Below are 13,259 nucleotides of genomic sequence, written 5' to 3' on the forward strand. Positions count from 1 at the left end.
CCTTGCTCCTGCGAAGATCCCGCGCCGCCGGCATCGTTTAGGTGACCCGCTTTGTAAGCGCAGCAGCAATCGGGCCGGCTTCTGCGATGACCTTCGCCATTGGATGTGAGCCTCGCTTGCCAAACAGGTAAGACTGAACACATGGGTTCCAATCCCAATGCCTTTGAGATTCGGATGGTTGAGGCTGTTCGCGACGTAGCTGTCGAACAGTTCGCGGGCGCACACCGACATGAGTGGCCTCCATGCTTCCGCTATTATAGGCGTTTGCGCCACCTCGATCAACGGAACAGGCGTTTGCGCTATTTTCAAACTGAAACACTACCCGCCGTCGTGCCGAGAGCTTCTTCAGGATGGTCGACGGCACCACGGTTCGCGTCGTGATCGACGCTGCCAGGTGAAGCAGATCGTCCCAGTGGTCGAGAATGAGCGTGGTGTTGATCGGTGCTCCGATGTGGTTCGACAGTGCCGGGTATGCGTCGCCCTTCTCGAACGTGTGGAACTTACGATCTTTGAGATTGCGTAACCGAGGTGCGAAGCGCGGCATTGGGATTGCGTTTTACCAAAAGCGCGAATATGCTTGTTGTATGATCGTTCAACAAGCATATTCGCGAAGCCCCGATGCACTGCAATCCCCGCTACAAAATCCTTTTCGAACCGGTTCGCATCGGGCCCGTCACCGCGCCGAACCGCTTCTACCAGACCCCGCATGCGACCGGCATGGGCACGCTCAGGCCGCAAAGCGGCGCTGCGCTGCGCGGCATCAAGGCCGCAGGCGGTTGGGGCGTGGTCTCAACGGAATATTGCTCGATCCATCCGAGTTCCGACGACTCGCCGTTTGGCTTCCTGTCGCTGTGGGATGAGGACGACGTCCGCGAGCTGGCGCGCACCGCCGACGCCATCCACGCCCATGGCAGCCTGGCAGCGGTCGAGCTGTGGCATGGCGGCGCCCACACCAACAACCGGCTGACGCGCGAACCACTGCTGGCGCCCTCGGCGCAACCAGCGAAGTTTGTCCAGCCCGGCGGCGCGCGCGCCATGGACCGGCAGGACATCAGCGACTTCCGTCGCTGGCAGCTCGAAGCCGCGATCCGCGCGCGGCGGGCGGGGTTCGACATCGTCTACTGCTATGCTGGGCACGACTACCTGCCGTTCCAGTTCCTGTCGCGCCGCACCAACCGCCGCACCGACGAGTATGGCGGCGCTTTGCAGAACCGCGTGCGGCTGCTGCGCGAAATGATCGAGGACACCAAGGAAGCCGTCGGCGACAGCTGCGCGGTGGCGGTGCGGTTGGCGGTCGACGAACTGCACGGACCGCATGGCATCACCTCGGAAGGCGAAGGGCGCGAGATCATCGAGATGCTGGCCGAGCTGCCGGATCTCTGGGACATCAACGTTGCCGGCTCGCTCGGCAACGATTCCAAATCGTCACGGTTCAGCGCGGAAGGTTTTCAGGAAGAGTATGTCGGCTTCGTCAAAGGGCTGACGACAAAACCGGTGGTCAGCGTCGGGCGGTTCACCTCGCCGGACACCATGGTCGGCCAGATCAGGCGTGGCATCCAGGATTTCATCGGCGCGGCGCGCCCGTCGATCGCCGACCCGTTCCTGCCGAAGAAGATCTTCGAGGGACGCGAGGACGAGATCCGCGAATGCATCGGCTGCAATATCTGCCGCTCGGCCAACAATGAAAGCGTGCCGCTGCGCTGTACCCAGAACCCGACGATCGGCGAGGAATGGCGGCGCGGCTGGCATCCCGAACAGGTCGACAACAAGGGTTCGGAAGCGCGCGTGCTAGTGGTCGGCGGCGGCCCGGCAGGGCTCGAATGCGCACTGACGCTTGGCCGGCGCGGCTATGGCGTGATGCTGGCCGAAGCCGGCAACTTGCTCGGCGGCCGCGTCTCGCGGGAGGCGACATTGCCCGGGCTGGCGGCATGGGCGCGGGTACGCGACCACCGCCTGCACATGCTCGGCAAACAGCCATCGGTCGCGATCTATCCCGGCAGCCGGCTCGACGCCGAGGACGTGCTATCACTCGGCGTCGACCATATCGTGCTGGCGACCGGCAGCTTCTGGCGGCGCGACGGTGTCGGCGCCAGCGTCGAGATGCCGGTCGGGATCGAGGCGTCGCCGTCGATCCTGACGCCGGACGACATCTTCGCCGGAGTCCCGGTAACGGGTCCGGTGCTGGTCTATGACGACGAGCATTATTTTATGGGCGGTGCGCTGGCGGAGAAACTGCGCGTTGCCGGCCACGCGGTGACCATCGCCACGCCGCTGCCAGTGGTGTCGAGCTGGACGCAGATGACCGACGAGCAGTTCTTCGTCCAGAAGCAGTTGATGGAAAGCGGCATTGGCCTGCTTTTGTCGCAAAGCCTGGTGTCGGCAGCGAACGGCGTTGCCGAATTCGCCTGCACCTACACCCGCCGGGTCACGCGCCGCGACTTCGGCACGCTGGTGCTGGTGACGGGACGCATCGCCGAACAGACGCTATTCGACGCGCTCTCCGCAGCAAGTGCGCGCAAGCGCGAGAACAACCCGTCGATAACGCGGATCGGCGATTGCCTGGCGCCGTCCTCGATCGCCGATGCGGTGCATTCCGGCCACAAGTACGCCCGCCATCTGGATCTGCCGGCAGGGGCAGGAATACCGCTGCGCGAACGACCATCTTTCACCACAGGAGCCAAGCCATGGAACGCAGTATAGCCCGCCGCAGACCCGGCCGCCCGCAGCGTGAAATCGGCGGCATCGCGCAGCGTCCGTGGAAACAGCTGACGCGACCTTACGCGCCGATCGAGGTGCTGTCGGCCGACCAGGTCCAGTCCATCCATGAGATGGGTCTCACCATCCTGGAAGACATCGGCATGCGGGTACTGCAGCCGCGGGCGCGCCAGCTCTATCGCGCGGCGGGCTGTGATGTCGACGAAAGCGAGATGCGGGTGCGCTTCGACCGCGCCATGATCATGGAGCGCGTCGCCACGGCGCCGTCCTCGTTCGAGCTGCGCGCCCGCAACCCGGAAAAAAACGTCAAGGTCGGCGGCAGGCACTGTATCCTGTCGTCGGTGGGCGGGCCGGCCTATGTCATGGACAATGATCGCGGACGCCGACCCGGAACCTATGCGGAGATGTGCGACTACCTCAAGCTGATCCAATCGTTCAACGTGCTGCACCAGGAAGGTGGCGGGCCGTTCGAGCCGCTCGACCTGCACCAGAATACCCGCCATCTCGACCTCTACTATGCTGAGATCACTTTGCTCGACAAGAACTGGCAACCGCAGGCGCTTGGCCGGGGGCGCGCCATCGACGCGCTGGAAATGGTGGCGATATCGCTCGGCACGACGCGCGAAAACCTGGCGCAGGAGATGCCGGTATTCACCGGCATTATCAACACCAACTCGCCGCTGCAGCTCGACGAGCCGATGGCCGAAGGCCTGATCGCGCTGGCCGAACACGGCCAGGTCAATGTCGTCACGCCATTTACGCTGGCTGGTGCGATGAGCCCGGTGACATTGGCCGGGGCGTTGTCGCAACAACATGCCGAGGCGCTGGCCGGAATCGCGCTGACCCAGATCGTTCGCCCCGGCGTGCCGGTCATGTATGGCGGCTTCACCTCCAATGTCGACATGAAGACCGGCGCCCCGGCCTTCGGCACGCCCGAATACACGCAGGCCGCACAGATCACCGGCCAGCTCAGCCGGCTGATCGGCGTGCCGTTCCGGTCCAGTAACGTCACCGCCGCCAATTCGGTCGATGCACAGGCGGCCTATGAGAGCGCCATGTCGCTGTGGGGCTGCCTGATGGGCGGCGCCCATCTGGTGATGCACGCCGCCGGCTGGCTCGGCGGTGGCCTGACGGCATCGTTCGAGAAACTGGTTATCGATGCCGAGATGCTTCAGATGATGTCGGCCTATTTCGATCCGCCGGTCGTTGACATTGACACGCTGGCGCTGGAGGCCGTGCGCGAGGTCGGCCCGGCCGGGCATTTCTTTGGCGCCGCCCACACCATGCAGCGCTACGAGCGGGCCTTCTATTCGCCATTGGTATCCAACTGGGACAATTACGACACCTGGATGGAGCGCGGCCAGGTGACCGCGCGCGAGCGCGCCAATGTCGTCTGGAAGCGGATGGTCGCCGAATACGAGCAGCCGCCGATCGACCCGGGCATCGACGAAGCCTTGCGGGACTATATGGAGCGCCGCAAGCGCGAAGGCGGTTCGCCGCTCAACTAGTAGGCGTCTCGCAAAGGCCCGACCTGAGCCTCAAGCATCTCGAAGCCTGCGGCTTCCGCTGCTTGCGGCGTCACCACGCTTTCATCGAGGCACCATTCGAGCCAGAGCCCGTCGACCAGCGCGATGAAATTGCGCGCCAGCGCCCGGGCGTCGACTTGCCTGCCGCGCGGTATGGCGACGGCGGCAATGTCCTCGGCCAGCTCCGCCCGGTAGGTGTCATAGAGTTCGCGATGCGCCGCCTGAAGACGCGGATTGACGGCGATCTCGCCCCACAGCGACAGCCAGATCAGCAGGTTCTCGCGGCTGAAGTATTCGGGTGCAAAATTGGAGTGCACCAGGGCGGCAAGCGCTGCTTGCGGCGACCAATCCGACGTCTCGGCGCGGCGGCGTTTGGCTTCGGCGATCTGGTTGTTGACGCTGGCGTAGAGCGAGGATTTGTAGACCTCGACCAGCAAGCCATCGAGGCTTTCGAAGTGATGGTTGATGAGGCCGCGCGAGACGCCGGCCTCCTTGCAGATGCGGTCGATGGTGAAGGCGCCGATGCCGCCGACCGACAGGCATCGCGTCGCCGCCTCAATCAGCATGGAGCGGCGTACATCGGCCTGCTCGCGGCTGAAGCGCGGCGGAGCTTTTCTTGCACCGCGCTTCCTTCTTGCACCTTCTGGTTGGGCATCCGTCATGCAACCCAGCTAATCGATTACGCCCCTCCTGTCCACGGAGGCGGTCATGCCTTCTTCTTGAACAGCACCGGATTGGGATGGCCGTCGGGATAGATGACCGGCTCGAAAGCGGTCTTGTGGATGGCGACCAGCGGCTGGTGGCAGATGAAGACGAAGCCGCCGGACTGTTCCATCAGATCCTCCATGCGGTTGGACAGGGCGATGCGCTTGGCCTCGTCGCTTTCCGCCACCAGCTGCTGATAGCTGGTCTCGAATTCGGGGCTGTCGAAGCCCGACCAGTTGTAGGCGCCGATCTGGTCGGGACGGAACCAGACCAGGTTTTCGGAAGGATCGATGCCGCCGGCGAAATCCATCAGTGCCAGATCGATGTTCTTGTAGCCATCGCCTTGCGTCTTGTCGCCGACGCCCCAGAATGCCGCCTCGTCATACGGTTGGATTTCGACCTTGATGCCGGCCTGTTCGAGGCTGGCCTGGATAATTTGGGCGGTCGCGGTGCGGATGGAATCGTTCATCACCGTCAAGGTCAGTGACAGGTCGCTAACGCCGGCTTCCGCGAGCAGCGACGCGGACTTCTCATAGTCCGGTGCGGCGATCAAATTGCCGGCCCGCGCGAATTTGGTTCCGGGCTGGACGACGCCGGTGGAACGCCTGGTTAGATCGTCATAGACGCCGGTGAGGATCTGCCCGACATCGACGCCGTACTGCACGGCCTGGCGGACTTTCAGATCCTTGAGCCGCGGGCTCAGCATGTTGATGGTCAGCCAGACATATCGTGTCGACTGCGCCTCGATCAGACTTGTGTCCGCTGGTGGGTTCGCCTTGACGGCCTTGGTCGCCGAAATGGCGATCTTGGTGTAGTCGAAGGCGTCGGCCTCGTAGGCGAGTTGCGCTGCCTGATCGTCTGCCACAACATAGATCTCGACCTTGTTGAAATCCGGCTTCGGACCCGGCCAGTCAGGATTGGCGGTCAGCGTCACCTTCTGCTTCTGCTGCCAGTCGCTGAAGAGATAAGGCCCGCATGTCGCCGGCGGCTGCGTGGTGAATTTGCCGCCCGCCTTCTCGGTGCCGGCGCGGCTGATGATGTGGCCGCCATAGTAAGGCAGGCTGGTGACGAAGATCGGCTGGTATGGTTCTTTCAGGTGGATGATGCCGTTGCGAGCATCGACGACCTCGACCTGGTCGAGCTTCTCGAACTGATAGGCCCAGGGCGATGCGAGAGCCTTGTCCGCGATGCGCTCGAACGAGAATTTCACGTCGTCTGATGTGACCGCGCCGAAGCCGCCAGACCATTTCATCCCATCGATCAAGGTGAAGGCGATGGTCTTCGGGTCTTTCTGTTCGAGCTTCTCGGCGCCCCACAGCGACCATGGCGAGCCTTTCTGGATATCGCCGAAATGGTTCAGCGAGACGTAGATGCCGCGCATCATGACATCCTCGATGCCGCCATTCATGAAGGCAGGATCGAGGCACTGCAGGTCACCTTCCATTCGCATGCGCAGCGTGTCGCCAACGGCCGACCAGGCAAAGCCTGGCTTCATCGTGAGACCAGCGCCCAGCGCGCCGGCTGCCTTCAGGAATGCACGTCTGTCCATGGTCCATTGCGTCATGTCAGTTTCCCCTTTGGTTTGCGGAAGCGCGTGAAAACGCTTCCCGTTCTTGCCCGCCGGTCTCCAGCGGGAAATGGCAACGCACCATCCGGCCGGCGCCCATCGACCGATAGGCAGGCGGCTCGGTCCCGCAGCGCTCGCGGGCGATCGGGCAGCGCGTGTGGAACTCGCAGCCCGAAGGCCGCCGGAACACGCTCGGAATCTCACCGGTGACGGCCGGGTTGTGGTTACGCCTGCGCGGGTCGGGTATCGGCTCCGATCGGATGAGCGTCGCCGTGTAGGGATGCATCGGCGCGGAAAACACATCTAGTGTCGGTCCGGTTTCGACCAGCCGGCCGAGATACATGATGGCGAGCCGGTCGCTGACGTGACGGATCATGGCCAAGTTGTGGGTGACGATCATGGCGGCGAAACCGAGTTCGCGCTTGAGCTCGCCGATCAGGTTGAGCACATCGCCCTGCACCGATACATCGAGACCTGCGGTCGGCTCATCGGCGAGCAGCAGATGCGGCTTCATCGCCAAGGCGCGGGCGACACCGACGCGGCGCGCCTGCCCGCCAGACAGCTCGTGCGGAAAGCGGTCGACGAAGGATGATGGCAACCCAACCAGCGCCAGCAGCGCCTTGGCGGCGACGCGGCGGTCCGGCATCGGCTCGCCCTGGATGATCTGCGGTTCGGTGAGCAGCGTGCCGATGCGCAGGCGCGGGCTGAGCGAGGCGACAGGGTCCTGGAACATCATCGCCGAGCGCCGTCGCATGGCGCGGAAATCGGCCGGCGTCGCCACGTCCCTGCCCTCGAAGACGATGCGGCCCGCCGCTGCCACGACAAGGCCGAGGATGGTGCGGGCCAGCGTCGTCTTGCCGGAGCCGGATTCGCCGACCAGCCCGAGCGTTTCGCCCGGCATCAGCGACAGCGTCACGCCGTCGATGACGTTGAAGCCCGGCAGAGGGAACGGATTGATTAGCCGATTGAGCAAGCCGCCGCGAACGAAGCTCGCGGACAGGTCTTCCACGGCGAGCAGCGGGGTCATGGCATCACCGCGTGGCAGCGTGCGACATGGGCAGCGGCGAGTTTCACCAGCGGTGGGGTGATAGAACCGCATGGCGCGAAGGCGCGGCCGCAACGCGGTGCATAGACGCATCCCGTGGGTGGCTGGGTCAGGTTGGGCAGGAAGCCTGGAATGGTCGGCAGCCTGTCCAACCGCTCATGGAACCGGGCGGGATCGCAGGCGAGCAGCGCCTGGGTGTAGGGATGCCTGGCGTCGTGGAAGATCGCATCGACCTCGCCGCCCTCGACCACCTCGCCGGCATACATGACGTAGACCCGGTCGCAGAGTTCGGCGATGACGCCGAGATGGTGCGAGACGACGATGATGATGCCGTTGTATTCACGGCGGAGCTCGCGCAGCAGACGGATGATCTGCGCCTCCATGGTGACATCGAGCGCCGTGGTCGGCTCGTCGGCGATGAGGAGGCCGGGATCGGTCAGCAAGGCGGCGGCAATGGCGACACGCTGGCGCATGCCGCCCGACAGTTCATGCGGATAGCTCTGCATCCGGCGCTCGGCATCGGCGATGCCGACGCGGCCAAGCATGGCGGCGATCCGCGCGCGCTTCTGTACCCGGCCAAGATCCTTGCGATGGTGCTGGAAATCGACGAGCTGGTCGCCGATGGTCAGCACCGGGTTGAACGCCGTCATCGGGTCTTGGCTGACCAGTGCGATCTCGTCGCCGCGCAGCAGGCGCTGGCGGTGGGCGTCGAGCTTTGCCAGGTCGACGCCGTTGTAGCGGATCGATCCGTCGATGCGGGCATTGGCCGGCAACAGGTTGGCCAAGGCGGTGACCAGCGTAGACTTGCCGCAGCCGCTCTCGCCGACGATGCCGATCACTTCGCCCGGATGCGCCTCGATGTCGACATGGCGCAGCGCATGGACGCTGCCATGCGGCGTCTCATAGCGGACGCTGAGGTCATTGGCGGCGAGCGAGCCGGTCATGCCGGCCTCCGCAGTTGCAGGCGCGGATCGAGATAGTCGCGCAGACCTTCGCCGAGGAAGGTGAAGCCGAGTGTGGCGAGCACCAGCGGCAGCCCGCCGAAGATCACCATGAAGGGGGCCGAACGGATCGAGGTGTAGCCGTCATAGAGGATGCTCCCCCAGGACGGTGTTGGCGGACGGACGCCCAGGCCAAGGAAACTCAAACCGGCCTCCACCATGATGACGACCGGGATGTCCATCGACAAGAGGATGATCAGCGGACCGACGACATTGGGCAGAAGGTGGATGAAGATGATGCGCGCGGCACCGGCATCGATCAGTCGTTCGGCAAGGATGTAGTCGCTGTTCTTCAGCGCCAGCGTTTGCGCCCGGATCAGCCTGGCGTAGCTTGGAAACGAGGTCGCGGCGATGACGATGATCAGCGGGCCGGTGCCAGCGCCGAGCACGGTGATGATGGCGAACGCGAACATGATCATCGGCAGCGAGTTCAGGCTGTCGAATGTCAGCACCAGAATGGCGTCGAGCCAGCGCGGGCCGTAGCCAGCGATCAGGCCGAGCATCAGGCCAATGGCGCCGGCGATGGCCACCGAAACAATGGCGATCGTCAGCGCGGTGCGCGCGCCGTAAATGACGCGCGACAGGAGATCGCGGCCGAGATGATCGGTGCCGAACCAGTGCCCGGCCGATGGCGGCTGCAACTTGTGCAGCACGTCGATCTTGACCGGAGAATAGGGCGCGAGCCACGGCGCGAGGACGGCTGTGACGAGGAACCCCACGACCAGGATCAGCGCCACACAGGTGAACGGATCGGTAAGCAACGCACGCAGCAGCGGAAACCTTTGTCGATCGGGCGCGCAAATAGAGGTCTCAACCACGGAAGACATCGCGCACCCTCGGATCGAGCCGCGCAATCAACAGGTCGGCGGCAATGGTGATGGAGACGTAGATGGCGGTCATGATCAGCACCGTGCCCATGACGACCGGATAGTTGCGGGTGTTGACAGCGTCGGTGATCAGCTTGCCGATGCCGGGCCGGGCAAACACCGCCTCGACGAAGACGGCGCTGGACAGGATGCTGCCGAGGCCGACGGCGACCAGCGAGATGGTCGGGATGATGGCGATGCGCAGCGCGTATTTGGAGACGATCTTCCACTCCGGCAGACCGAAGGAGCGCGCGGTGCGGATGTGCGGTTCGCCCATCACCTCCATCATCGAGGCCCGCACCATGCGGGCGATATAACCGATCCAGCCGAGTGCGATGGCCGCGGCCGGCATGACCAGCGCCTTGGCCTGGCTGATGAAGTCACCTGCCTCGCCGGCGCCGATGGCCGGCAGCCAGCGCAGCGTCACCGCAAACAGCAGCAGCGAATAGATGGCAACGACGAAGGACGGCACGGCGATGACGCCGACCGAGAGCACGCCGATGACGGCATCGGCCGAGGTGCCGCGCCGCATCACCGACAGGCAGCCGAGCGGCACGCCGATGAGAAGCGCGACGGCCAGCGCTGTCAGGCCAAGGATCAGCGTGTTCGGCAGGGCCTCCAGGACCAGCGTGGAAACGGGCCGGTTCGACCAGACGTCGTAGCCGAGATTGCCGGTCAGCGCGTTGCGGAAGAAGGCGACGATCTGCCACCAGACTGGCTGGTCGAGGCCCATGCGCTCGATCAGCAGCCGCTTCAGTTCCGGCGTTGCGCGCGGACCGAGTGCGACGGTTGCCGGATCGCCCGGAACCAGGAAGACGGCCGAGTACATCGCGACCATGACGAGGACGAGGATCAGGATACCGAGACCGATGCGCTTCACTGCATATGCAAGCATGGCCTCCTCCCCTCGCCTCAGGCGAAATCGCGCCTGATGCGCCGCGTTGCCGAAGCGCTGTGGACGAGCTTACCCCGTTCTCGCGCCTCGAGACGCCAGCTTAGATTGAAATGGGTTTCGTCTGATGTCAGCTCGGTCACCGCCGTCGCTTCGGTATCGGCATCGCCGCTGGCAATCGCCCAGCGATATTCGGTGACGAGTTTCGCCGACAGGGGATCGCCACTGCTGATGCTCATCGTGTCGCTGTTGGCCGAGGACACGGTGATTCCGCGATCGTCATAGCGCCTGCGTCCATGGTCCGACGTCAGCGCGATGGTCTGAATGCCGCTGCCGACATCGTCGGTGACGACGCGACGGTCGAAGCCTTCATCCAGCGTCGTGGTCGGAACCGGTGGCGCGGTTTCGGCCGGCTCGAAGCGGACATCACGGTCGCGTGGCGAGGGCGGGCGCACCGGAAGCGTCACCGTGCTGTCACCGCTCGCCACCGACAGGGTCGACAGTTTTGGCTGCGGCCACAGGATCGGCCAGTGCTGGTTGGCCAGCGCCAGCCGGATGCGGTGGCCCTTGGGCACCGTGCGGGCGAAATCGTTGAGCTTGAGCTTGACCCGAAACTGTGTTCCGACCGGACAGGGGGTTGGATGCTCGTGGCTGCCGCGATGGCTGAGGTTGAGCACGCCATAGGTCATCAGCGCCGAAGTGCCGTCGGGATAGACATCGCAAAGACGGGCGGCAAGGTTGACATGCGGCTGGTCGACGGTGACGAGCAGATCGAGTTCCGGTGCGCCGAGCAAGGTCAGGTCATCGTCCAGCGGTAGCGTATCGAAGCAAATTGCCAGCCCATCCTCGCGTCGCTGGTCGATGGGCATGTCCGGACAGGAGCCGCCATAGCCGCCCCAGCGGCCGCAGTCGCGACCAGCTGTCGCGGGCGAGCGCACCGGGAGCACGGCGCCCACAACGGGTTCGCTACTCAATCCGGTGGCGTTCAGGTGCAGCACACGGCGCTCGATTCGCGGCGACGGCCACGCATCCTCGGCGGCCCAGCTTCCGGCATGATCTGGCAGGTAGAAAGGCCGCGGCCGCTCTTCACCGGTGATCCAGACACGGTAAGGCGGCTCGTCCATGATGCCGGTGTCTTCGCCGGCGAGCCAATGGCGCCACCAACGCAGCGCTTCCTGCAGGTAGCCGATCAGTGGTCCCGGCGCGCCACGGCACGGATAGGCATGCGACCACGGGCCGACAATGCCGAGCTTCGGCCCCGGCAGATGCTCGAGCAGGCGCGGCACGAAATTCGAATAGCTGTCTTCCCAGCCGCAGACGGCCATGACCGCGCATTCGATCGCGGAATGATCTTCGCAGACCGAGCCCTGCCGCCAATAGCCGTCGCGGCGCTGGTGCGCGAGCCAGATTTCCGACAACGAGCTTGTCGCCTCGAGACGGCTCGTCCACATGCCGCGCCAGGCGTCGCCGACGATCTGCGGGTCTGGTGCCATCGCCTTCTTCACCAGCATGAAGTTCGACCACATCTCCTGCTCGGTCAGCAGCGCGCCGCCCATATAGTGAATGTCGTCGGCATAGCGGTCGTCTGCGGCGCAGTTGGCGATGATAGCTTTCAAGGCCGGCGGCCGCCGTGCCGCGACCTGCAGCGCGTTGAAGCCGCCCCAGGAAATGCCGGTCATGCCAACATTGCCGTTGCACCAGGAAAATGCCGCGAATTGGGCGATGATCTCGCAGGCGTCTTCCTGCTCACGCGGCAGGTATTCGTCCGCCAGGTCGCCGTCGGAATCGCCGCTGCCGCGAATGTCTATGCGGGCGCAGGCAATGCCGTGCCCGGCGAGCCAGGGGTGGATATCGACGTCCCGAGCCGCGGTGCCGTCGCGGCGGCGATAAGGCACCATCTCGACGACGACGGGGACCCTGCCCTCGGTCCGAGGACGCCACAGCGTGGCGGCTATGCGGGTGCCGTCAGCCAGCGTGATCCAGAGCGGATCGACGGTTTCCACGGCAAAGGGAAATTCGGTTCGTACCACGGCAGGTACCCACAAATGTCTTGTTGAACGTTCGTACAACAAGAGCATTTGCGGCGCAATCCCGCATCTGATGTTTTTGATGTCTAATGCAAGACAGCCCTGTTCGCGGGCGGCCAGCGAGATTCCCGTGAGCAGATCGCCAAGCCATAGTCCCCGTCTCCGCCATCCGGGATGGCGGCGGCGCACCGAGCGCGCAAGAAGGAATTCAACCGGCAGTGGAGCAGACCGTTCACAAAGCGCTGCCGGTAATGCTTGGCATCTTATCAATGCACCTACCCGCGACACCTGTGAAATGGCAGTCGCTCGCCATGAGACGCGCAGTTCCGTGCCTGTGACTCAAGTGGATCGTGTGACCACTTGACGGTTTCGCCGTCTTGTTCCGGCTCGGCGTCGTGGTCTTCCTCGCGCTCATGGTCGCCGCGAATGCCATCAATGCACCTGCGAGCGGCGATTAGGAGCGCCTAGCGTCGCGGTGCGGAAGCCGCAACCTGGAGGGATGTCGATCGGATTCCGCGCAGACGCGCTCCATCGCCAGATCGTGCGAGATGTAGGCATACGTGATGCCGCGCTTGACTTGCAGCGGTTCGAGCAGGTCAAGCAATCCTGCGCTCGAGCTTCGGAAATGGTTTTCATATGTCCGGCATTGGTTGGATCATCGTAGCCTTGGCGGGCCGTCGTGATCGACTGGCGGCGCGGGGCATTCCGGAATGCCTTGTCGCGCCGCCAGTCTAACGCCCGCTGCTGGGGGAGGCACAATGTTGGGAACAAGACCTTCAGGCCGGGCGTACGGCAAAAAGATCAATAGACGACCACGCTGCGGATGCTCGCCCCAGAGTGCATGAGGTCGAATCCCCTGTTGATGTCCTCGAGCTTCAGCGTGTGGGTGATCATCGGGTCGATCTGGATCTTGCC

General features: G+C 64.2%; 9 protein-coding genes and 2 pseudogenes. 2 read left to right on the plus strand and 9 right to left on the minus strand.

Annotation, left to right across the window (positions count from 1 at the left end; translation table 11 throughout):
- Positions 1-331: 331 nt before the first annotated feature.
- Positions 332-538, minus strand: a pseudogene (locus LB543_RS33070) (Tn3 family transposase); the annotation flags it as partial.
- An 80-nt stretch (positions 539-618) separates the two neighbouring features.
- Between LB543_RS33070 and LB543_RS33075 the strand changes: the two are divergent.
- On the plus strand, positions 619-2,700 hold the full coding sequence (locus tag LB543_RS33075) for an FAD-dependent oxidoreductase (RefSeq protein WP_224617279.1): 2,082 nt from the start codon (positions 619-621) through the stop codon (positions 2,698-2,700).
- Positions 2,685-4,223 (plus strand): trimethylamine methyltransferase family protein, encoded by a 1,539-nt coding sequence (locus tag LB543_RS33080; protein WP_224617280.1) that lies wholly within the window; start codon positions 2,685-2,687, stop codon positions 4,221-4,223. The genes LB543_RS33075 and LB543_RS33080 overlap by 16 nt, the downstream gene beginning before the upstream one ends.
- On the opposite strand, the gene LB543_RS33085 is transcribed toward LB543_RS33080, so the two are convergent.
- The 8 genes and pseudogenes from LB543_RS33085 to LB543_RS33120 all read right to left on the minus strand — a co-directional run.
- The gene (locus tag LB543_RS33085) at positions 4,220-4,903 is read right to left on the minus strand and encodes a TetR/AcrR family transcriptional regulator (protein WP_224617281.1); all 684 of its coding nucleotides are present in this window, start codon (positions 4,901-4,903) and stop codon (positions 4,220-4,222) included. The genes LB543_RS33080 and LB543_RS33085 overlap by 4 nt on opposite strands.
- A gap of 44 nt (positions 4,904-4,947) precedes the next feature.
- Positions 4,948-6,510: an ABC transporter substrate-binding protein gene (locus LB543_RS33090; protein WP_224617282.1), complete on the minus strand. Its 1,563-nt coding sequence runs from the start codon at positions 6,508-6,510 to the stop codon at positions 4,948-4,950.
- Between the two features lies 1 nt (position 6,511).
- Positions 6,512-7,540, minus strand: a complete 1,029-nt coding sequence (locus LB543_RS33095) for an ABC transporter ATP-binding protein (RefSeq protein ID WP_224617283.1) — start codon at positions 7,538-7,540, stop codon at positions 6,512-6,514.
- Positions 7,537-8,502, minus strand: coding sequence for an ABC transporter ATP-binding protein (locus LB543_RS33100; protein ID WP_140812134.1), 966 nt, complete (start codon positions 8,500-8,502; stop codon positions 7,537-7,539). The genes LB543_RS33095 and LB543_RS33100 overlap by 4 nt, the downstream gene beginning before the upstream one ends.
- The gene (locus LB543_RS33105; RefSeq protein ID WP_224617284.1) at positions 8,499-9,386 is read right to left on the minus strand and encodes an ABC transporter permease; all 888 of its coding nucleotides are present in this window, start codon (positions 9,384-9,386) and stop codon (positions 8,499-8,501) included. Before LB543_RS33105 ends, LB543_RS33100 begins: the two co-directional genes overlap by 4 nt.
- Complete coding sequence (locus tag LB543_RS33110) at positions 9,370-10,320, minus strand: ABC transporter permease (protein WP_140761850.1); 951 nt, start codon at positions 10,318-10,320, stop codon at positions 9,370-9,372. Before LB543_RS33110 ends, LB543_RS33105 begins: the two co-directional genes overlap by 17 nt.
- 17 nt (positions 10,321-10,337) lie before the next feature.
- Positions 10,338-12,347 (minus strand): CocE/NonD family hydrolase, encoded by a 2,010-nt coding sequence (locus LB543_RS33115; RefSeq protein ID WP_140812136.1) that lies wholly within the window; start codon positions 12,345-12,347, stop codon positions 10,338-10,340.
- 798 nt (positions 12,348-13,145) lie between these two features.
- A pseudogene (locus LB543_RS33120) lies at positions 13,146-13,259 on the minus strand (S-(hydroxymethyl)glutathione dehydrogenase); the annotation flags it as partial.

Origin of the sequence: Mesorhizobium sp. ESP7-2 (genome assembly GCF_020164715.1) — a bacterium.
Classification (GTDB): domain Bacteria; phylum Pseudomonadota; class Alphaproteobacteria; order Rhizobiales; family Rhizobiaceae; genus Mesorhizobium.

Coding starts and splice junctions, on each gene's coding strand:
- LB543_RS33075 (WP_224617279.1), top strand. CDS start 619: ATGCACTGCAATCCCCGCTACAAAATCCTTTTCGAACCGGTTCGCATC.
- LB543_RS33080 (WP_224617280.1), top strand. CDS start 2,685: ATGGAACGCAGTATAGCCCGCCGCAGACCCGGCCGCCCGCAGCGTGAA.
- LB543_RS33085 (WP_224617281.1), bottom strand. CDS start 4,903: ATGACGGATGCCCAACCAGAAGGTGCAAGAAGGAAGCGCGGTGCAAGA.
- LB543_RS33090 (WP_224617282.1), bottom strand. CDS start 6,510: ATGACGCAATGGACCATGGACAGACGTGCATTCCTGAAGGCAGCCGGC.
- LB543_RS33095 (WP_224617283.1), bottom strand. CDS start 7,540: ATGACCCCGCTGCTCGCCGTGGAAGACCTGTCCGCGAGCTTCGTTCGC.
- LB543_RS33100 (WP_140812134.1), bottom strand. CDS start 8,502: ATGACCGGCTCGCTCGCCGCCAATGACCTCAGCGTCCGCTATGAGACG.
- LB543_RS33105 (WP_224617284.1), bottom strand. CDS start 9,386: ATGTCTTCCGTGGTTGAGACCTCTATTTGCGCGCCCGATCGACAAAGG.
- LB543_RS33110 (WP_140761850.1), bottom strand. CDS start 10,320: ATGCTTGCATATGCAGTGAAGCGCATCGGTCTCGGTATCCTGATCCTC.